The organism is Streptomyces sp. NPDC058246, from assembly GCF_042881985.1.
Lineage (GTDB): Bacteria > Actinomycetota > Actinomycetes > Streptomycetales > Streptomycetaceae > Streptomyces.
Window position 1 is genome coordinate 63,560 of the sequence record NZ_JBHVWZ010000025.1, and the last position, 18,952, is coordinate 82,511.

At 68.1% G+C, this 18,952-nt stretch carries 15 protein-coding genes and 2 pseudogenes; 9 read left to right on the top strand and 8 right to left on the bottom strand.

Features of this window, described 5'->3' with window-relative positions; translation table 11 throughout:
* Positions 1-3: 3 nt before the first annotated feature.
* Both ACFVXA_RS29625 and ACFVXA_RS29630 read right to left on the bottom strand, forming a co-directional pair.
* Positions 4-1,152: a hypothetical protein gene (locus ACFVXA_RS29625; protein ID WP_390027611.1), complete on the bottom strand. Its 1,149-nt coding sequence runs from the start codon at positions 1,150-1,152 to the stop codon at positions 4-6.
* Between the two features lie 150 nt (positions 1,153-1,302).
* Complete coding sequence (locus ACFVXA_RS29630) at positions 1,303-1,683, bottom strand: DUF2267 domain-containing protein (RefSeq protein WP_389935146.1); 381 nt, start codon at positions 1,681-1,683, stop codon at positions 1,303-1,305.
* 291 nt (positions 1,684-1,974) lie between these two features.
* Between ACFVXA_RS29630 and ACFVXA_RS29635 the strand changes: the two are divergent.
* Positions 1,975-2,175, top strand: a pseudogene (locus tag ACFVXA_RS29635) (hypothetical protein); the annotation flags it as partial.
* Here the strand turns inward: ACFVXA_RS29635 and uvrA are convergent.
* Positions 2,166-4,634: an excinuclease ABC subunit UvrA gene (gene uvrA, locus ACFVXA_RS29640; RefSeq protein WP_390027613.1), complete on the bottom strand. Its 2,469-nt coding sequence runs from the start codon at positions 4,632-4,634 to the stop codon at positions 2,166-2,168. The pseudogene ACFVXA_RS29635 and the gene uvrA sit on opposite strands and share 10 nt — an antisense overlap.
* Before the next feature lie 74 nt (positions 4,635-4,708).
* Here uvrA and ACFVXA_RS29645 point away from each other — a divergent pair, with 74 nt between their 5' ends.
* From ACFVXA_RS29645 to ACFVXA_RS29655, 3 genes and pseudogenes are all read left to right on the top strand, one after another.
* A complete protein-coding gene (locus ACFVXA_RS29645; RefSeq protein ID WP_389755103.1) occupies positions 4,709-5,812 on the top strand; it encodes a hypothetical protein in 1,104 nt (367 codons plus the stop codon).
* A gap of 326 nt (positions 5,813-6,138) precedes the next feature.
* A complete protein-coding gene (locus ACFVXA_RS29650) occupies positions 6,139-7,314 on the top strand; it encodes a glutathione-independent formaldehyde dehydrogenase (protein WP_384400104.1) in 1,176 nt (391 codons plus the stop codon).
* Positions 7,315-7,534: 220 nt separating this feature from the next.
* A pseudogene (locus ACFVXA_RS29655) lies at positions 7,535-7,831 on the top strand (FUSC family protein); the annotation flags it as partial.
* 162 nt (positions 7,832-7,993) lie between these two features.
* On the opposite strand, the gene ACFVXA_RS29660 reads toward ACFVXA_RS29655, so the two are convergent.
* The gene (locus tag ACFVXA_RS29660; protein ID WP_384400101.1) at positions 7,994-8,350 is read right to left on the bottom strand and encodes an ArsR/SmtB family transcription factor; all 357 of its coding nucleotides are present in this window, start codon (positions 8,348-8,350) and stop codon (positions 7,994-7,996) included.
* Between the two features lie 40 nt (positions 8,351-8,390).
* Here ACFVXA_RS29660 and ACFVXA_RS29665 point away from each other — a divergent pair, with 40 nt between their 5' ends.
* From ACFVXA_RS29665 to ACFVXA_RS29680, 4 genes are all read left to right on the top strand, one after another.
* Positions 8,391-8,723 (top strand): hypothetical protein, encoded by a 333-nt coding sequence (locus ACFVXA_RS29665; RefSeq protein ID WP_390027616.1) that lies wholly within the window; start codon positions 8,391-8,393, stop codon positions 8,721-8,723.
* Positions 8,724-9,523: 800 nt separating this feature from the next.
* A complete protein-coding gene (locus ACFVXA_RS29670) occupies positions 9,524-10,072 on the top strand; it encodes a GNAT family N-acetyltransferase (protein WP_383743970.1) in 549 nt (182 codons plus the stop codon).
* 388 nt (positions 10,073-10,460) lie between these two features.
* Positions 10,461-11,858: an MFS transporter gene (locus tag ACFVXA_RS29675; RefSeq protein ID WP_390027679.1), complete on the top strand. Its 1,398-nt coding sequence runs from the start codon at positions 10,461-10,463 to the stop codon at positions 11,856-11,858.
* 469 nt (positions 11,859-12,327) lie between these two features.
* Positions 12,328-13,287 carry a DUF1152 domain-containing protein gene (locus ACFVXA_RS29680; protein WP_390027619.1) on the top strand — a complete coding sequence of 320 codons (960 nt, stop codon included), beginning with the start codon at positions 12,328-12,330 and terminating at the stop codon, positions 13,285-13,287.
* Positions 13,288-13,597: 310 nt separating this feature from the next.
* On the opposite strand, the gene ACFVXA_RS29685 is transcribed toward ACFVXA_RS29680, so the two are convergent.
* The 4 genes from ACFVXA_RS29685 to ACFVXA_RS29700 form a co-directional block, all read right to left on the bottom strand.
* Positions 13,598-13,981 carry a VOC family protein gene (locus tag ACFVXA_RS29685; RefSeq protein WP_362030933.1) on the bottom strand — a complete coding sequence of 128 codons (384 nt, stop codon included), beginning with the start codon at positions 13,979-13,981 and terminating at the stop codon, positions 13,598-13,600.
* Between the two features lie 1,008 nt (positions 13,982-14,989).
* Positions 14,990-16,021: a polysaccharide deacetylase family protein gene (locus ACFVXA_RS29690; protein ID WP_390027621.1), complete on the bottom strand. Its 1,032-nt coding sequence runs from the start codon at positions 16,019-16,021 to the stop codon at positions 14,990-14,992.
* Positions 16,022-16,406: 385 nt separating this feature from the next.
* Positions 16,407-16,706: a hypothetical protein gene (locus ACFVXA_RS29695; RefSeq protein ID WP_383908815.1), complete on the bottom strand. Its 300-nt coding sequence runs from the start codon at positions 16,704-16,706 to the stop codon at positions 16,407-16,409.
* Between the two features lie 253 nt (positions 16,707-16,959).
* Complete coding sequence (locus ACFVXA_RS29700) at positions 16,960-17,256, bottom strand: hypothetical protein (RefSeq protein ID WP_389516620.1); 297 nt, start codon at positions 17,254-17,256, stop codon at positions 16,960-16,962.
* 301 nt (positions 17,257-17,557) lie between these two features.
* On the opposite strand from ACFVXA_RS29700, the gene ACFVXA_RS29705 reads away from it, so the two are divergent.
* Complete coding sequence (locus ACFVXA_RS29705) at positions 17,558-18,778, top strand: alpha/beta hydrolase family protein (protein ID WP_383743951.1); 1,221 nt, start codon at positions 17,558-17,560, stop codon at positions 18,776-18,778.
* The last annotated feature ends 174 nt before the right edge of the window (positions 18,779-18,952 follow it).

The following is an 18,952-nucleotide window of genomic DNA, read 5'->3' on the forward strand; positions in this document are numbered from 1 at the left end:
GCGTCACCCGTCGGTGGTGTCCGGCCCCCCGCGTCCGCCTTGCTCCGGCCGCGACATCTGCCGCAGCATCCGCTGACGCTCACGCTGCCGTCGTCCATAGGCGGCGTCGGACACCTTCTCGTCCCCTTCGAGGCTGGTGCCGAAGGCCCCGCCGATCATCGCGATGGCGGTGATGAACCAGGCAAGGAAGAGGTAGTCGCCGACACCGACCTGCCGTCCGATGAACTTGCCCAGGACGGACGCGTCCAGCAGCAGGAAGGAGACGGCGGCCAGAATCGCGAACAGGGCCGTGGCCAGCACCACCACCGCGAGCGCGATGGTGACCAGGGTGACCAGGTTGTAGGGGTACAGGGGATGGTGCCGTGCGGGGAGGTGGGCGCCGCGCTCCCAGAGCTGGTGGTCGACGATGATCCACAAGGTGAGCGCGACGGCGGACCCAGCGGTGATGACGGCATGCTGCACGGCGCCGAGTGCGGTGGCGAGGTTCCAGGTGGCGCTGTTGACGAAGAGGACCGTAGCCGTGGCGAACACGCCCGCCAGAGCCCGGGAGAGGGAGCCGAACAGCCGCCAGGGGCGGTTGGCGTACACCATGCCGGCGACGAGTCGGGTGTGGCCGCGCAGGCCGGGCACGACGTAGCGCTGGGGCTGCTCGGGGCCGGGATGGGTGTCCGGTACCGGTTCGCGCGGCGGGCGGCCGATCACCTCCGGGTGCCTGGGCGTCTCCTCGTGCGCGACCAGCTCTCGGACGACATCCACGACGGCCTGCCGCACCCGGCGCCGAAGGCGGCGGACACCAAGAGCGGGAAGGGAGATGAGCGCGGCCCGGAGCGCGGTGTCGACCTCGACGCTGATCGGGTAGAGCCGGGCCCGCCGCGGAAGGTCGGTGAGAAAGATCGCCACGTCCCATTCGGCACCGTCCAGGTGGCTTCTGACGGCCTCGGCGATGTCGGAGACGTCGGCCTGCTCGCTCACGCTCAGCGGGGCGGTCATCGTGTCGACCTGCCATCTGACCCGAGTACGGACTGCCCGGCGGAGATGGTCGGGCAACCGGGGGGCGAGAGCCCGGGCGATCTCCGACGGCAGGCCGGGGTCGGACACCAGCACGACGCGCACGGATCCGCCGGAGGACGTCTCGGGTACGTCAGCCGTCATGACCACACCTTCGTGTGCGCCTCACGCCATGGCGACCGCGAGGTACCAACGGTTCGCCGGTGTCACCCACCGTGCCGTCCCTCCCCGGCGCACACGCAGCGTGCGGGCCGCTGCCGCCGTGGCGCGGCCGGCGTGCCGAAGGATCCGGGGTCACCCGGCGGATTCGAGGGCCTGGGAGAAGTCCGTTCCGAGCTGCGACATCAGGTCGTTGAACTCCTTCTCGCTGATCGCCTCCCGGAGCACGGCCAGTACGGTCCGCACACCCCGGTCGGCTTCCTCCTCCTTGAGCATGGTGCGTTCGGCCACGCGCCGCACGCTGTCGTGGTGGCCGAAGCGCTCGATGTGGTCCTTGGTTCCCCGGCGCACCGCCTCCGCGAGGCCCTCGGGGAGCTCGGTGATCAGGTCCCTGGCTTCCCCTGGGCTCAGCCGGTGGGTCAGCGTCTCGAGCGTGGCCCAGGTCAGGTCCGCCGCCTCCTGCCGGCTCAGTCCGGTGCGCTCGGCGACGGTACGGAGGAATTCCTTCTCATCCATGCGTCGTACCCCTTCGCTGCTGTGTTGCGACGAACGGCGCGGCCCCCCTGCAAGCCTGCCACGCCGACCCGACCCGCGCCCGCGCCCGCGCACGGACGGCGGTCACCACGACCACCCACAGCTTGATGCCTCCGTTCACCGTGGTGTGCAAGGTCCAGCGGCAGTGCCATGTACGAGGCCAGCAGCGAGTCGCGGCCGAACAGGGCCATGAACCAGGGGACGCTGCGGCACACTGCTGGACCGGCGGAGCTACGGGTCACCCTGCGCGGTGCAGGCCCCCACCCTGGGCATGTGCCCGCGCTTCTTCGCCCACGGGCACGTCTTTCAACTGAACGCGGTGCACCGCAGGTTCCGGGCGCAACTATGCCGTGTATCGAAAATGGATCTTGGGCTGTGAATGGCATACGGTTCCGGGTCCGTACCGGTGTTGTGTGGCGGGACATGCCCGTCGAGTACGGGCCGTGGGGCCCCTCACGCCCTCGTCAGGAGCGCGCGACCCGGGCCGCGAGATAGGGCGCGGTGGCGCTGCGGCGGGCCCTCGCCACCTTGGCCGGCGGGCCCGCCGCGACCACCCGCCCGCCCGCGTCGCCGCCGCCCGGGCCGAGGTCGATGACCCAGTCGGCGGTGGCGATCGTGTCCAGGTCGTGCTCGACGAGGACGACCGTGTTGCCGGCGTCGACGAGCCGGTGCAGTTGTCGCAGCAGCAGCGCGATGTCCGCTGGGTGCAGCCCCGCCGTCGGCTCGTCGAGCAGGTAGAGCGCGTGGCCTCGGCGGGCTCGCTGCAGTTCGGTGGCCAGTTTGATGCGTTGCGCCTCACCACCGCTGAGTTCCGTCGCGGGCTGGCCCAGCCGCAGGTACCCCAGTCCCACCTCGCGCAACGTCTCCAGACTGCGGGAGGCGGCCGGGACGGCGGACAGGAACTTGGCGGCGGCGTCGACGGACAGCGCCAGTACTTCCGCGATGTTCTTGCCGCGGTAGGTCACTTCCAGCGTTTCGGCGTTGTACCGGGCGCCATGGCAGGTCGGGCACGGCGCGTAGGTGCCGGGTAGGAACAGCAGTTCCACCGCGACGAATCCTTCGCCCTGGCAGGTCTCGCACCGCCCTTCGGGCACGTTGAAGGAGAACCGCCCGGCCGAGTAGCCGCGCGCCCTGGCCTCGTCCGTCGCCGCGTACAGCTTGCGCACCGCGTCGAACATCCCCGTGTACGTCGCCAGGTTGGACCGGGGAGTGCGGCCGATGGGCCGTTGGTCGACCCGGACCAGCCGGTCGAACGACTCGAGCCCCGACGTGTCCTGGACGTCGACCTCCAACTGCGCCTCGTCGGGCTCCTCGGGTACGAGTCCGAGGTGGCCGCGGACGACCTCGGCGAGCACCTGCGTGACCAGGGTCGACTTTCCGGAACCGGACACGCCCGTCACCGCCGTCAGTACGCAGAGCGGTACGTCGACGGACACGTCGTGCAGATTGTGGCGGGAGACGCCGCTCAGGTGCAGCCAGCCGTGCGGTGTGCGCGGGCGGTGATCGAGCGGCTGGGCGCGCCCGAACAGGTACTGGCTGGTGGCCGACTCCCCGACCCGCTCAAGACCCGCGACCGGGCCGCTGTACAGCACCCGTCCGCCGCCCTCGCCGGCGCCGGGGCCGATGTCGACCACCCAGTCCGCCCGTCGTACGACGTCCATGTCGTGCTCCACGACGAACAGCGAGTTGCCCGCCGCCTTGAGGCGGTCCAGTACGTCCAGCAGCGGTTCTGCGTCGGCCGGGTGCAGGCCCGCGGACGGTTCGTCGAGGACGTAGACGACGCCGAACAGCCCAGAGCGCAGTTGCGTGGCGATCCGCAGGCGCTGTGCCTCGCCGGGCGACAGGGTCGTCGAGCGGCGCCCGAGGCTGAGATATCCGAGGCCCAGGTCGAGCAGTACGTCGACCCGCGCGACCAGATCGCCGCAGATCCGGACCGCGACCTCGGTCGTCTCCCCGGATCGGGCGGTCGACGTGGTGGCGTCGGCCTCGGGCCGCCCTGCGACGGGCCGCAGCAGCGCCACGACCTCGGTGAGCGGCATCGCGTTGATCTCGGCGATGGAACGTCCGGCGAAGGTCACGGCGAGCGCCTCGGGCCGCAGTCCGCTGCCGTGACACGCGGGGCAGGGGACACTCCTGACGAACCGGAGCGCCCGTTCGCGCATCTTCTCGCTCTTGGAGTCGGCGAGGACGTGCATCACGTGCTTGCGGGCGCTCCAGAACTTGCCCTGGTAGCCGTAGTCGACGCGGTCCTCCTCCGGCTCGATGTACACGGAGGGCTGCTCGTCCGTGTAGAGCAGCCAGTCCCGGTCCTTCTTCCGGAGCCTGCGCCACGGTCGGTCGATGTCGATCCCCAGGCCGTTCACGACACTGCGCAGGTTGGCGCCCTGCCAGGCGCCCGGCCAGGCGGCGATCGCCCCCTCGCGGATGCTCAGCGAGGGGTCCGGGACGAGCAGGTCCTCGGCGACGTCGTGCACGACGCCCAGTCCGTGGCACTCCGGGCAGGCGCCGGCCGCGGTGTTGGGTGAGAACGACTCGGCTTCCAGCCGTGCGGCCCGGGGCGGATAGGTGCCGGCGCGGGAGTACAGCATGCGCAGCAGATTGGACAGCGTGGTGATGGTGCCGACCGTCGAGCGCGAGCTGGGCGACCCGCGTCGCTGCTGCAGGGCTACGGCGGGTGGCAGTCCGGTGATTTCCTGCACGTGTGGTGCGCCGACCTGTTGCAACAGCCTTCGGGCGTACGGTGCTACGGACTCGAAGTACCGGCGCTGGGCCTCCGCGTAGAGCGTGCCGAACGCGAGCGAGGACTTGCCCGAACCGGAAACGCCGGTGAAGGCGACCAGCGCGTCCCGCGGAACGTCGACATCGATGTTCCGCAGGTTGTTCTCGCTGGCGCCCCGGACATGCACGAAGGGGTCGGTCGCGTCCTTGTTCACCGTTCCTGATTACCTGATCGCGCCGGGAACCGCGCGACAGGCGCCGTCACTGGGCCTCTCAGGGCGTTACGGTCGTGGCTCTCCTGGCGGATCCGGACGCGCCCACGGAGATCGCGCAGCGCATGGCCCGGATACTTCCTGCTCGGCTCGCCGACAAGTCAGGCCAGGGGCGACGGTTCGACGTCGAGGTGGTCAGTGAGCCCTTCACCGCAGGGACCGAGGACCCGCCCACCTTGATGCGCCGGATCATGGACCGCGGAAAAGCGGAGAGTTGGGACATCGTCGTGGCCCTCACCGACCTTCCGCTGCACTCACACGGGCGCAAGCTCGTTGTGGATCTGAGTCACGAACACGGCTTGGCGCTGCTGTCTCTTCCTCCGCTGGGGGGCTTGCGTCTGCAGACGAGGGCCCGGCGGGCCGTGGAAGAAGCCGTCCTCAGCTTGGCGGGCCCGCGGGTCACCGGGGCTGAGGGACCTCCGCAGAGTCAGCCGCTCTTGGGGCCCTTCGTCAGTCGTCTCGCGCCTGTTCACCCGGGCCAGGTCGGTGAGGAGGAGACCGCTGATCTTCGGTACGTCGTCAGCGGGCCGCGCGGTTACCTGAGGGTGCTCGTCGGTATGGTCCGCGCCAACCGGCCCTGGCGCTTGGTGCCGGGCTTGTCGAAAGCCCTGGCGGCCGCGCTCGCCACGGGAGCAGTCGCCACTGTGAACTCGACCATCTGGAACCTGGCCGAGTCCCTGAGCGCGCCACGCCTCGTGATCGCCACGGTCGGGTCCGTCGCGCTCATGATCGGCTGGCTGATCGTGGACGCGCAGCTGTGGCATCGATCGGCAGAGGTCTCGCGGGAGGCGCGGCAGAGGGCGAGGCTCTACAACGCCTCGACGGTCATGACCGTGGGCCTCGGGGTGCTCGTCTGCTACGGCGGTTTGATCGTCATCAACTTGCTGTGGGCCCTGTTCATCCTCAACGACCAAGTGTTCGCCTCCACGACACGAACCCCGCTTCACGCCCCGGAATACTGGACGTTGTCCTGGTTCGTCGCTTCGGTCGCCACGGTGGGCGGTGCGCTGGGATCGGGTTTGGAGAGCGACGAGGCGATCCGGGCGGCGGCCTACTCCAAGCGCGAACAGGAACGTCGCCGCATGCTCCAGGACGACGAGGGTGACCAGCTGGTGACCTGAGTCGGAGATTCGCTGGTGATTGGTGATTGGTGATTGGTGATTGGTGGTTGGTGGTCGTCCGCGTACGAAGATTCCGCTGATCGATCGGTGCGTGGCTGTTTCCCGACGGCGGCCGACGGGGACTCGGACGGCACGCCGCCGGAGCGCCCAAGCTCCGCAGGGCAAGCCCACGACGGCACCACCGTTCCACCTGAACCGGGTGAACGGCCCACAGAGGCATGCCGGAGCCATGGACCCCGTCGCACCAACTCCCGGGAGTCAGGCTCTGTACGCCGTCTCCATCGCACCCGTGCTGCGGTCATGCCGCGGCACCGAAGGAAGCGATCATGAAAGCAGCGGTATATGAAGGCCCGCGAACGGTCACAGTGAAGGACGTACCGGACGCGAAGATCGAACACCCCTGCGACATCATCGTCAAGATCACCACTACCAACATCTGCGGTTCGGACCTGCACATGTACGAGGGCCGCACCTCGTTCGAGTCCGGCCGCACTCTGGGACACGAGAACATGGGCCAGGTCGTGGAGGTCGGCTCGGCCGTCCGCAAGGTCCAGGTCGGCGAGTATGTGGTCCTGCCCTTCAACATCGCCTGCGGTTTCTGCAAGCAGTGCGAGCGGGGTCTGACCAACTACTGCCTGACCATGCAGCCAGAACCGGCTCTCGCCGGAGCCGCCTACGGATTCGCCGACATGGGCCCCTACCAGGGCGGCCAGGCGGAACTGCTGCGCGTGCCCTATGGCGACTTCAACGCGCTGCGTCTGGGTGAGGACGCCGCCGAGCGGCAGACCGACTACGTGATGCTCGCCGACATCTTCCCCACCGGCTATCACGCCACCGAGATGGCCCACGTCAAACCGGGTGACCAGACGATCGTCTTCGGGGCCGGTCCCGTCGGGCTGATGGCGACCTACTCCGCCCTCCTCAAGGGCGCCGGGCGTGTCTGGGTGGCCGACCACCAGCCCGACCGGCTGCGCAAGGCGGAGGAGATCGGGGCCATCCCGATCAACACCGCCGAGCAGAAGCCGGCGGAGGTCGTCAAGGAGGCCACCCTCGGTCTGGGCGCCGACAACGGCTGTGAGTGCGTCGGCTACCAGGCACACGATCCCGAGGGACATGAGGACGCCAGCCTCACGCTCAACGGACTGATCGACTCGGTCAGGTTCACGGGCGACATCGGTGTGGTGGGTGTGTTCCTGCCCCAGGACCCCGGCGGCGCCGAGGCCCAGGGGGAGCTGGAGGCGCAGGGCAAGGTCCCGATCGACTTCGGCATGATGTGGTTCAAGGGCCAGCACATGGGCACCGGGCAGGCGCCGGTGAAGAGGTACAACCGGGCGCTGCGAGATCTGATCGCCGGCGGGAAGGCAAAGCCGAGCTTCGTCGTCTCCCACGAACTCAGCCTGGACGAGGCCCCCACCGCCTACGAGCACTTCGACGCCCGTGACGAGGGCTGGACCAAGGTGGTCCTGCACCCGAACGGACACGGGAACGGCCGCAAGCGGTAAGCGACCCGGGGCCGCCGTCCCGCCAGTTCCCCCCGGACCGGTCCGGGGGACGGACGGCGATCTGCACGTCCTCCGGCCGGGGCTGGGGGCAATCGCCCGCGCTCCGGTCGGACCTGAACCAGTGGCGATTGCCCGCGCTCCGGCCCGGTAGGACGGCCGGCGGACGCTCAGCAGTGTCCGCAGTGGCTGCACCCCGTCCAGCGGCTGCGGCCGCCAACCCTCCGCGGGTGGGGCCACTTTCCAGCGCACCTGGCGTCCACGCAAGGTGATCGCGCTCGGCGCGGGCGCGGGTCTGGCGCTCAGCACCTTCGTGGGCTACCTGGCGGCGGGGCGACTGGTGACGTTCCTCCCGCTGCTGGCCGTATGGGCCTTTGTCGCGGGGATGGCGTGGGCCGTCGGATCGACCGCTGGGATCGTCGCAGCGACGACGGTCGGCAGCATGCTGGTGACCATCACCCTGCCCACGAGCGTCGGGCGAGCCCTGGAGCACGCCGGGGTCATCGCGCTCGGAGGAGTGGCACTCAGCACACGCTGGTGCCAGGGATTCAGCTGTGGATGGCACACGCCCAAGCTTCGTTGTCACAGGTCAGCAGGACTACTCCGACGGATGCGCCCGACTGGTTTGTTCGAATGCGTGCCGTCTCAGATGATCTGGTCCGCACCTGCAGTCGGCAACCTCTCAAGCTTGATGAGATGGGTGGGGCGGCGCGCCCTCTGTGAGAACGAGTGCCAGCAATCCAGGAAACCGCGCGTCGAACTCGGACCGCCGCAGCCGGTTGAGCCTGCGTGGCCCCTTGTCCACCTGCTCCAGAAGTCCGGCGGCGCGTAGTACCGCGAAGTGATGGCTTGCGGTCGCTTTCGAGACCGGTAGGTCGAATGTTCCGCAGGCCCGGCTGAAGTCCGGTTCACCGGCGCATTCGCGCAGGATCGGGCGCCGCACCGGGTCGGAGAGGGCATCGAGTGCGTTCTGCAGGCTTACCTCAGTCGGGTCGGCGTGGACCAGTTTTCTGGTACGGCGCGCGTCCGGCTCGGCCATGGCGGACCTCTCCTCGATTTGACAGGCCGACGCCGACAAGATGGCCGCCGACATGGCCAAGGATCTGCGCCCCCACAACGTCGCCGCCGTCTCGATCTGGATGGGCGGACTGGATACCGGGCGCGCACGAGCGCATTTCGCAACGCTGCCTGCTGAGGCCCGACCAGCCAACAGGCGCGAATTCCCGCAGTTCACCGGTCGGGTGATAGCGGCCCTCTATGCGGCGGACGATCTCATGCAGCTCTCCGGCAGGGCGCTGATCGGCGCTGAACTGGGTGCGCACCTCGGTATCACCGACATCGACGGCAGCGCCCCACTCTCCCTGCGATACACCCTGGGCGGACCACCCGAACTCCACCGCAGCCTGTACTGACACCTCGCGACAGCCTCCAGGCAGCACGTCCCGGCGTGGCAATCCCGGCAGGTCAGACCTGACGGCCCACGACTGGCCTGCGCGCGCCGTCGATCGCGGTGCCGCGGCACCGCCTGGCGGGGTTGTGGGCAGTCTCCGTGAGCCGCCGCCAGGGAGACGCCGTCGCCGACGGCGCTGGCCTTGGGCTGATCCGGGCTCAGCGTGCGGAACCGATGGGTCCGAACGGTCTGTTGCTAGCGTGGCAGGATCTGGTTCGGGCAGCCGGCCTGGATGCCGTCCCGCCCGATCCGGGGCCGTGTCGGCGATCTCCGCCGTAGGCCGGACTCGGTCTTCGCCGACGGCGACTACGACCACGACATTCACGGCGACCAGGTCCGCGGCCGAGGCATCGTGTCGGCCGTCACCCGCCGAAACACCCGACACGGCACTGGACCTGGTCACAAGTCGTCCGGCACGCTCCACGCTGAAGTCCCCACCGCCAAGACACTGCCCAACTCGCCTGTCAGGCACGGCTACCAGGACCATTACACCTCCTGTCCGGCGGTGACGCGTCGAACGACGCATCAACCGCTTGAAGCAGTGGCGTGGAATCGCACCCGCTACGAGAAGACAGCAACCATCTACCTGGCAGGATCGGTAGCGGTCGAGCGAGGGGAACATGAGCGTCTCGCCCGCGTCGAGGAAGGCATGGCACGACTTCAGTTCGGGGCGGAACGCGTCCTTGCCGGACTTCTTGTCCGCGAAGATCTTCCGGCACCCGGCGGCGGGGAGCGCGTCGAGTCGTCGATAGGTTGCCCGCCATGACTGACTTAGGATCCGTCACCTGGCCTCCTGCCCCGATCAAGACCGAGCGGCTCGTGCTCCGCGAGCCCGAGGCCCGGGACCGTGCGGCGTTCATCGAGCTGTTCACCTCGCCGGACGTGGGCGCCTACATAGGCGGCCCTCGACCGCGTGATGAGTTAGAGGGCGCGTTGCCTGAGACGCCCGAGAGGCGCCCCGGTCATTTCGTGATCGAGCTCGACGGAGCGATGATCGGGACCATCGAGCTCAACCGGCGCGAGGCGGAGCATCGGAGTCATGTCCGTCCGGATGCCGGGGAGGCCGAGCTCGGCTATCTGTTCCTGCGAGAGGCATGGGGACGCGGGTACGCCGCCGAGGCGTGCGCGGCGGCGCTCGGCTGGTTCGCCGACGCGCTTCCCGGCGAGCCGGTGGTGCTCTGCACCCAGACCGCCAACGACCGCTCGATGCGCCTCGCGGCGAAGCTGGGGTTCACCGAGGTGCGACGGTTCGAGGAGTGGGGCGCCGAACAGTGGCTCGGCGTGTGGTCCCCGGTCATGCCGTCCGCTTGAGCTCATGCCGGGAAGGGGTGGTGTGCCGGCCGTCAGTCCTCGTCGTCATCGAGGAAGAAGAACCGCTCCAACTCCGGGCGCGTGGGCATCTCGGTGAACGCCCTATACGCCTCGGCCTGTTTGTCGGTCAGGCCGCGTTGGCCTTGGGCCGAAATCGCCTTTCGTGCAGTGCCGTCGAAGGCTAGGGTCCGGGTGAAGCGAGTAGCCCAAGAGGAGCTAAGACATGGTCGGTCGTCCGAGCGCGCGTTGACGTCGTAGGCCGTGATCGGCCTGTCATCGCGTGCTGCCCTTGATGTTGCGGCACAGCGAGCCTTCCCCGCCTGACCCGTAGGTGCGCCTTTCGTGCGCCGGTGTGCGGGTCTCGTCGTCGGCAACCCAAGGGGTGTCCGTGCCGTTCGCTTCCTCCGCCGTGACCGATTCCGATCGATCTGTTCCGTCAAGCCTGTGGCGGGACGGCGACTTCCGCAGACTCTGGGTGGGCCAGACGGCCTCCCAACTCGGCGAACATGCAACTCTGGTGGTTCTGCCACTGTTCGCCGTCCTGACTCTCCACGCCGATGCCGGTCAGTTGGGAGTCCTCCGCGCGGTGGGGCAGGCGCCTTTCCTGTTGCTCTCGCTCTTCGTCGGTGCGTGGGTGGACAGGTGGCGGTCCCGCACGGCGATGGTTCTGACGGACATCGGCCGGACCCTGGCACTGAGCGCCGCCGCGGTGGCCGGTCTCCTCGGTTGGCTCGGCCTGCCCGCGCTGCTCGTGGTCGCCTTCGCCGTCGGGGCGCTGTCCGTGTTCTTCGACGTGGCCTACCAGGCGTCTCTCGTAAGGCTGGTGAGACGCGATCAGTTGGTGCGGGGCAACAGCGCGCTCGAGGGCAGCCGGTCTGCGGCGCAGGTCGTCGGTCCCGCCCTCGGCGGTGCGTTGGTGTCCCTGCTGTCGGCGCCGATCGCTGCCGCCTCCGGCGCGCTGTTCTTCGCGTTGTCGTTCCTGTCGATCCTGCGGATCCGTCGCTGCGAATCGATGCCGGAGCGCCCGGAACGTCCCCTTCGGGTATGGCGGCGGATCCATGACGGCCTCCGTTTTGTCGTCAGCGAGACCTCGCTGCGGACCGTTTGCCTCGCCTCGGCCGCGTTCCAGTTCTCCTTCGCGGCCACGATGACCGTCTACCTGCTCTTCCTGCCGCGGGAACTGCACCTGTCGGGCAGCGCCGTCGGGCTTGCGCTCGCCGCAACGGGGCCAGGCGCGCTCCTCGGCTCGATGCTGGCCGCCCACCTGCCGAGCCGGTTCGGTTACGGCACGGTGCTTGTGTCCGCGGCGGCACTCGGCGACGGCGTGTTCCTGTGTGTGCCCGCGCTGCACGGCTCCGCGGCGGTGACGGTTTCCACGCTCCTGGCGATCAACTTCGTGTTCGGGACCGCTGGCCAGTTGGTGAGTGTCACGGTCATGGCGCTGCGGCAGGCCGTCACCCCGGAGGGGATGCAGGGCCGCGCGGCCGCGACGATCACGTTTGTCGGCATGGGGATGGCCCCGCTCGGCTCCCTGCTCGGCGGGTTTCTCGCGATGGAGTGGGGGCTGCGCACCAGCCTCCTGGTGACGGCCGCGGGCATGATGTTGTCCCCGGTGGTGATGGCTCTGTCCCCGCTCGCACGCCTGGGACGGGCGCTTCCGGCCGTGCAGGACGCGCCGCCGAAGGCCGCCTACCAGGGGACGCCAAGCGAAAACAAACGGAAGGCAGCGCAACCCGAACACGAGAATGAGCGCAGACGCCGCGAACGGCGCGGCATCCAGCAGTAGGACCGTGATCGAAACGGCAGCCCGACACCGCGGCGGTCTGGGTGGTGGGAAATGATCTTTCTATAGGCGGGAACGGCTGTCCGAGCGCATTCGCGTAGACCCTGACCAAAGAGTTCCGTCGGCCCCCCCGGCAGGGCCACCCCAGGATGTCGGTGCCGTTCAGGTGCAGGAGGGCGAAGGCGACGAAGGCGCCAGCCACTTACCGGCCGCCCGGGCCGCGCCGTTGTAGACGGTGCTGGAGCCGTTCCAAGGCGAGCAGCTCTCCATGCCATACGACCAGTTCGCCGTTTATGCGAATTGCTGCGGGTGTCTTATGAGCGGGCGCCAGTCAGGGCCATCACCGCAACAGGTTGACTCTGGGTGGTCGAGGGTCGGAGGTCTTGATTCCGGTTACTCCGTAGCTCCGTGGCTCCGTCGTCGCGTCGAGAACTCGCGAGCGCCCGGGCCGGGTCCCCGGATAATGATCGTCATGACGTCCCTCCACTCCAACCCACTCTTCACCCGGCTCGCCGATGCCGAACGGATCCTCGTCGCGGGCGCGGGTGGCGGCTTCGACGTCTACTCCGGCCTGCCGTTGGCTCTCTCCCTCCTGCATCAGGGCAAGCAGGTATATCTCGCGAACCTCTCCTTCAGCGCACTCGACGGTCTCCCGATCGATGACTGGGTCGCCCCCGACCTGGCCGCCGTCACTCCCGACTCCGCTTTGCACCAGAGCTACTTCCCGGAGCGGACCCTCGCGCAGTGGCTTCGCCAGCACGGCTACCCGTTCACCGTGTACGCCTTCCCCCAGACCGGGGTGCGCCCGCTGCGCGCTGCCTACCAAGCACTGATCGAGCTGCACTCCCTCGACGCTGTGGTGCTGATCGACGGCGGTACGGACATTCTGATGCGCGGCGATGAAGCCGGGCTCGGCACTCCAGAGGAGGACCTGACGAGCGTGGCGGCGCTGGCCGCGCTGGACGGCATACCGACCCGGCTCGTCGTGTCAGTCGGCTTCGGTGTGGACGCGTACCACGGCGTAAACCATGTGCAGGTATTGGAGAATATCGCCGCGCTGGAGCGCGACGGCGCGTATCTCGGTGCGTTCTCGATACCGCGTGCCACCCGTGAGGGCGCTCTCTACCTTGACGCGGTGACGCACGCCCAGCACCACACCCCGGAGCACCCCAGCATCGTGAACGGTTCAATCGCGGCAGCCGTGCGCGGCTCGTTCGGCGATGTCCGGTTCACTGACCGCACCCGGGGCAGCGAGTTGTTCGTGAACCCGCTGATGTCCCTGTACTTCGCCTTCGACCTCCCGGGCCTGGCAGCCCGCTGCCTCTACCTGGATCGGATCGAAGACACCCACCTGATGCGCCAAGTCCACTCGCGGATTGCCGAGTTCCGTGAATCCATAGTCACTCGCCCGCCCCGTCGTTTCCCGCACTAATGACCAGGCCGACTGTGCGCTGCGCGGTGCCATCGCTGCGTCCGCCAGGAACGACGCCACGGTCAGCGAGAATTCAGGGGCACCACCAGTTCTCGGTCGGTTGTGAAGCATCTACTCATTCGACCGACAGTGCGGACTCCCTACGGGCTCTCTGCGCGTACACGACTTATCAACATGCGAGTCCGCTGGCCCAAGCCCGGAGACGGTGCCCCCTCAACTGGCACCCGTCGCGTCGCCGATTGGCATCGCGGTCTAATACTGCAGCGGCACTTATCGCGGGGCTGACGCTGAGGTCGGGCAAGGGCTGAGATCACGAGGACAATGCGGACCGCTCGGATTCGGCCAGCAATATGCAGAACTCGTTGCCCTCGGGGTCGGCGAGAACGACCCAGCCCCAGCCGTCGGGTTTGCGGCGATCGGCGACCAGGGAGGCGCCCAGGCTCAGCAGCCGCTCAACCTCTGCGTCCCGCGAGGTGTCGGGGCGCAGGCACAGATGGAGCCTGTTCTTGGCCGACTTCGGCTCCGGAACCTCGTTGAAGTGCAAGGCCGGGCCGCCGGGCAGCATAACCTCGGTCTCGTCGTCACCCGGTTCGTCCTCGGGATCCAGCGGGTGTCCGGTCACATCGCTCCAGAACCTGGCCAGTTGGTAGGCGTTCGCACAGTCGATCGCTATGTTCGTCACCGTTGAGCCCATGCCTGCGATCATGTCCGAGCGGCGCCCCGCCCGCCACCGGAATATGGCCGCACCCACGGCCTCCTACTGCAGCGGAACTTACGGGGGTCGGTGGCCTCGGCGGCGGTAGTGGCTGAGCCGGGGTGTTGATGGCGTCGTCGCCGGCGTGACCAGTGCAGGATGTGACCGGCTTCGTGCCGGACGGCGTGGGCGAAATACCTCGCATTGACTACGCATCAGGTCCTGTCCTGGCCACGGCCTGCAGCCGGATGCGCTCCCGGACGGCCCTCTCGGCGTCGGTCAGCCCACCATCTTGTGCGTATCTCACGCCCCAGAGCTACCGGACCGTCCGGCCACTGTCTGGCGAACAGCCCGACATCACTCAATCAAGGTCAGTACCTCACCGACGCCCTCCTCACGCTCGATAAAGTCTCGCCGGGAGACGCTGTGTGCCAAGGGCTGGTTTCCGCCCGGTCCCCAGTCGCGCTGCCAGTGCGGTGAGGGCGGCAGGTCGGGTCGTGCGTGCTGCCAGGGCCTCGCGGCCCGGTACGGGTTGCCCCGCGCAACCGGTCTGCCCGGCCTGCCGCGCACGTGACGCGAAGACGCTGAGAGCCCGCGCGGTTCGGAGCGGCTGCGGCGAGGAGACGGCGTATGCGAGAGCGCGGGGACCGGGAGGACTCTCTTCAGGTCTGCGTGGTGCGGCGCGGGCCGGTGGTGCGCACGACAGGGAGGTCATCGCGGTCGTTCCGTCGGCGAGGACGCCAGCATTGAGCTGCCGGTAGGCGTGAAGAAGGCCGGCTACAGCGTCCGGCTGAGTATCGGCGGCGTGTTGCGGGCACGTATGCCGCCCGTTTGACACTCTGCCGTCGACTCACCCGTGCGGCTGGTAAGTCATAGCGCCGCCAAGAATCTCGAGCGGCCGCGGGGCTGCACCGCGTACCCGTACAGGCATGGCCTAGTAGTGTTCCGATCGCCTCTGACCGGCCCCACTGCCGGGACCGGAGCGCGCCGGAGGTTCGTCCCACGGTCTCAGCCAGTCGGTGGCTGGATGTAGTCCTCCAGGCGTGCCACGGTGAATCCCTGCTTCTGGATGCGCTTGAGCAGATTGCCGAACATCTCCGTCATCGTGGTGCCCTTGAGTTCCTTGGGTCCGCGGAAGTGGGTGAGGATGATGTCGCCGGGGCGTAGTTTCTTGTCCGCTTCCTGATACCGCAGGGTGGTGATCTGCATGGATTCCCGCCACCGGACGATCGCCCGAGGTCCGCATTCCCCTACCGCGGTCTTGGTGTCGCTGTTGTATGAGCCGTAGGGCGGGCGGAACAGCAATGGCGCGGTGCCGTACTGATGGGTGAGGATTTTCTGGTCGCCGCACACTTCCTCCTTCTGGCGAGCCAGCGGGATGGTGTTCATCACGGGGTGGTGCAGGGTGTGGTTCTGGATGTGGTTGCCCATCGCCTGCAGCGGCTTGAAGTACCCGTAGTCCGACTTGATGGTGTCGTTCATGAGGAACATCGTGATCGGAATCTTCAAGTCCCCTATCATCTCGATAAACTTGGGGTCCTTCTCCGCTCCGTCGTCGACCGTGATGAAGACGACCTTCTGCGAGGTCGGTAGGTGCGCGAAGACCGGGACGGTTCCGGTAGCGGAGAGTTTGACGGGCCTGTCGGCCGGGGGTTTCGGAGGCGCGGGCAGCGGCGTGAGACCCCACTTCTGCCAGGTGGTGGCGCTCGGTGGGGTGGTGGGGGCCGGCTGCGACGAGGTGGTGACAGGGCCAGTTGCGCTGCCACCCCCTGTGCCGCAGCTGCTGGCCGCCATGGCTGCTACGACCGCGCCCGTCAGTGCCCCGTAGAACCAGCTCTGCCTGTTGTGCCGCTTCACCGCACCGGTCTTCCGTAAGTGCCGTGCCGTCCTTGACTCTGCTGGGAAAGGTACCCGGCCATGCGGTAGAGGGCGTTGATTGACCAGGCCGTTTACGCCTTCGTGCCAGTTTTCGGTGAACAGCGACTTCTCGATCGCGCTTTCCGGCACGATGTCACCGGTCGAGGTGGTGACCTCCTTCATGCGCATTTCGATGCCGAGTTCGGCGAGCGCGGCCCGCTGCGGCCCAGTGCGCTTGTCCTGGTGACTCTTTGGCGTTGCTCATGAACACGCTCCGATTTGCGGTCACCGGCTGTGGCACGCGCGGGCGGGTTCCACGGTCCGGCGGCGCCCCGGTCGCCCTGTAGCCCGCGGCACGATTCGGCCGTCGTCGAAACGAGCCCTGTTCTGGCTCCCGGCCGCAGAGAATGCGGAGCAGTCGCGAGCGAAGGAGGACTTCATGCGTGGATCTGCTTGGGGCCGTGTCGAAGTGAGGTGCCCAGCCGATGCTGACCCCATGCCTCGTTCGTGATCGTCCTCTCATGTTGGTGGAGACGAACGTTCCGGGATCGGGGCAACGCGGACGGTATTAGCTGCCGTGGATCACAACTCGCTGCGGAAGCTCGTTGAAGGTCAGCTCCTTCGTCTGGAGGGCAACACCTTCCAGGACCGCATGGATCGCCTCGGCCTGGAGCTGTACGTGTGGCGCTTCCTCACCAACGACACGCTGCCGGGCGAGGTCGACCAGTTCATACAACGAGTTTCGCCCCTCGCACCCCGATGTCATCATCGAGGTGTGGGGGCTCAAGACGCTCGCCGACGAGATCAGCAAGCTCAACCGGGAGCAGGTCGACAGGATCATCGACGTCGTCTCGGCGGCCGAGCCCAAGCCGAAGCCTCCGGAGAAGCCTCAAGTCGTACAGCTCAACCACATGCAGACGGGCGAGATCTCTGGCCGATCCTCTCCGTCTCCCTTGCTTGGTTGCCAGCGGCGAGCCGGATGGTTGCACCGAGGAGGAAGAGGACCTCATAGACGGCGTTGTCCAAATCATGGACTGGCTTTAGAGTGCGGAACGTGAGTTCTTGTCCGTTTCGTGGTTGAGGTTGGGGAAGGATCCCTGGTCGCGGGTGGGGGATGGTCCTCAGGCGTTGGGGCGGGCGAACAAGCCGGGTTCGGGTTCGATGAGGATGCCACGGCTGACCAGGCGTTTCAGTTTGGAGCGGATGCCTTCGGTGTTCTTCGGGAGGATCGGCAGGTCGAGGGCCTGGCAGAGGTCGCGGGCGCGTATCGTTCGGCCCGCGTCGGCCAGGGCGGTGAGGATCTGCTGGTAGGCGGGGTGGTCCGGGATGTCGGGACGGTCCGGCGCGGTGGCGGGTGAGGGCAGCGGGAGAGTGAGGAGGGTCTTGCGGCCGGCTGCAGAGCCAAACGCAAAGATCAACGCGATCGGCTCGCAGAACGGGGCGGTACGCCGCCCGTGATCCGCCGGACAGTGCCTGGGAGAGGTGGTCCGTGCGTGCAACCGCGGTGAACGCGGTGGTCGCGCGATCCGTAGGTCTGGGCAGCGGTACGGTGTGCCCTGACCATCAGCGAGCCACTGGGCCCGTGACCACTGGGGGAGTTATATGCAACACCGCAGACCGCGCTACCGCCGCAGACTCATAGCCCGAGCGGTCGGTACCGCAGGTGTGCTTGCTGTCGCCCTGGGTGCCGGGGTGACGCCTTCGATGGCCGCCGGGAAGGTGTCTGACAGGCAGTCGGCCACCGGATCCTCGCCCGACGAGGACTCCACGAACTGGGCGCCCGAGAACGACAGCGCGGCCCTACCCAAGGACGCCCACCCGGCAGCCACGCTCAGCCGTGGCCGCGCCTCCGCCGTCCAGCTCAAGCTGCCCGCGCCGAGCGGGCCCTACAAGGTCGGCACCTTCAGCCAGCACCTCGTCGACAAGTCCCGGACGGATCCGTACGTATCCGGCAACCGGGCGCGCGAGTTGATGGTGACGTACTGGTACCCGGCCTCCTCCACCTCCGGGCACCCGGTGGCGCCGTGGATGCCGTCGATCTCGGGTGCTCACTTCCTGTACTCGCGCGGCCTGTCGCCGCAGCAGGTGACGCTGCCGCAGACTTCCAGCCACGTCCTGGCCCCGGTCGAAACCAAGCTCGGCAAGCTCCCCGTGCTGCTGTACTCGACCGGGCTGCACTCGGACCGCGCGATGGGCACGGCCCTGGCCGAGGACCTCGCCAGCCGCGGCTACGTCGTCATTGCCGTCGATCACACGCACGACGCCAATGAGGTGCAGTTCCCGGGCAACCGGCTCGAGGTCAACACCATGCCGGCCGGCTCGCACTCGTCGGACACGCTCAACGTGCGCGCCGCCGACATCCGTTTCGTCATCAACCAGCTCGGCACCATCGCCAGGGGCGGCAACCCGGACGTCGACCACGCCAAGCTCCCCTCCGGTCTGTCGAAGTCCGTGGACACGTCCCACATCGGGATGTTCGGCTGGTCGCTGGGCGGCGCCGCGGTCGACACCGCGATGCAGCTCGACCACCGCATCGACGCCGGCGCCAACCTGGACGGCCAGTTCTTCGGCACGGCGCCGAGCAAGGACCTGAGCCGCCCGTTCATGCTGTTCAGTTCCGGCACGCACAACCGCAACAACGACTCGTCGTGGCGGAAGCTGTGGCCCCACCTGAAGGGGTACCGGGTCGACATCCAGCTCCACGGCTCGAGGCACCTGTCGTTCAGCGACAACGAGTGGCTGGTGCCGCAGGTGGCGCCCCTGCTCGGGCTCTCACCGGAGCAGGTGCAGCAGCAGTACGGCTCGATCGACCCCGACCGGGCGATCAAGATCCAGCGCGTGTACCTCGCCGCCTTCTTCGACAAGCAGCTGCGCGGCAAGCACACCACCCTGTTGGACGGGCCCTCCGGGAGTTACCCGGAGATCGCCTTCGTCCGCTGACGGACTCCGAGAATCGGGCCCCCGCGTGGGGGCCCACCCCGGGAGTTCCGTGGCAGGACGACGCAGGGACGCCCGTGTGCGTTCATCGAACGTTCGAGCGCTCGTCGCTCGGTTGAGAAGCGCTCGTCGCTCGGTTGAGAGAGGACCCGCTGCCCTGCCTACCGCGTCCCGGGC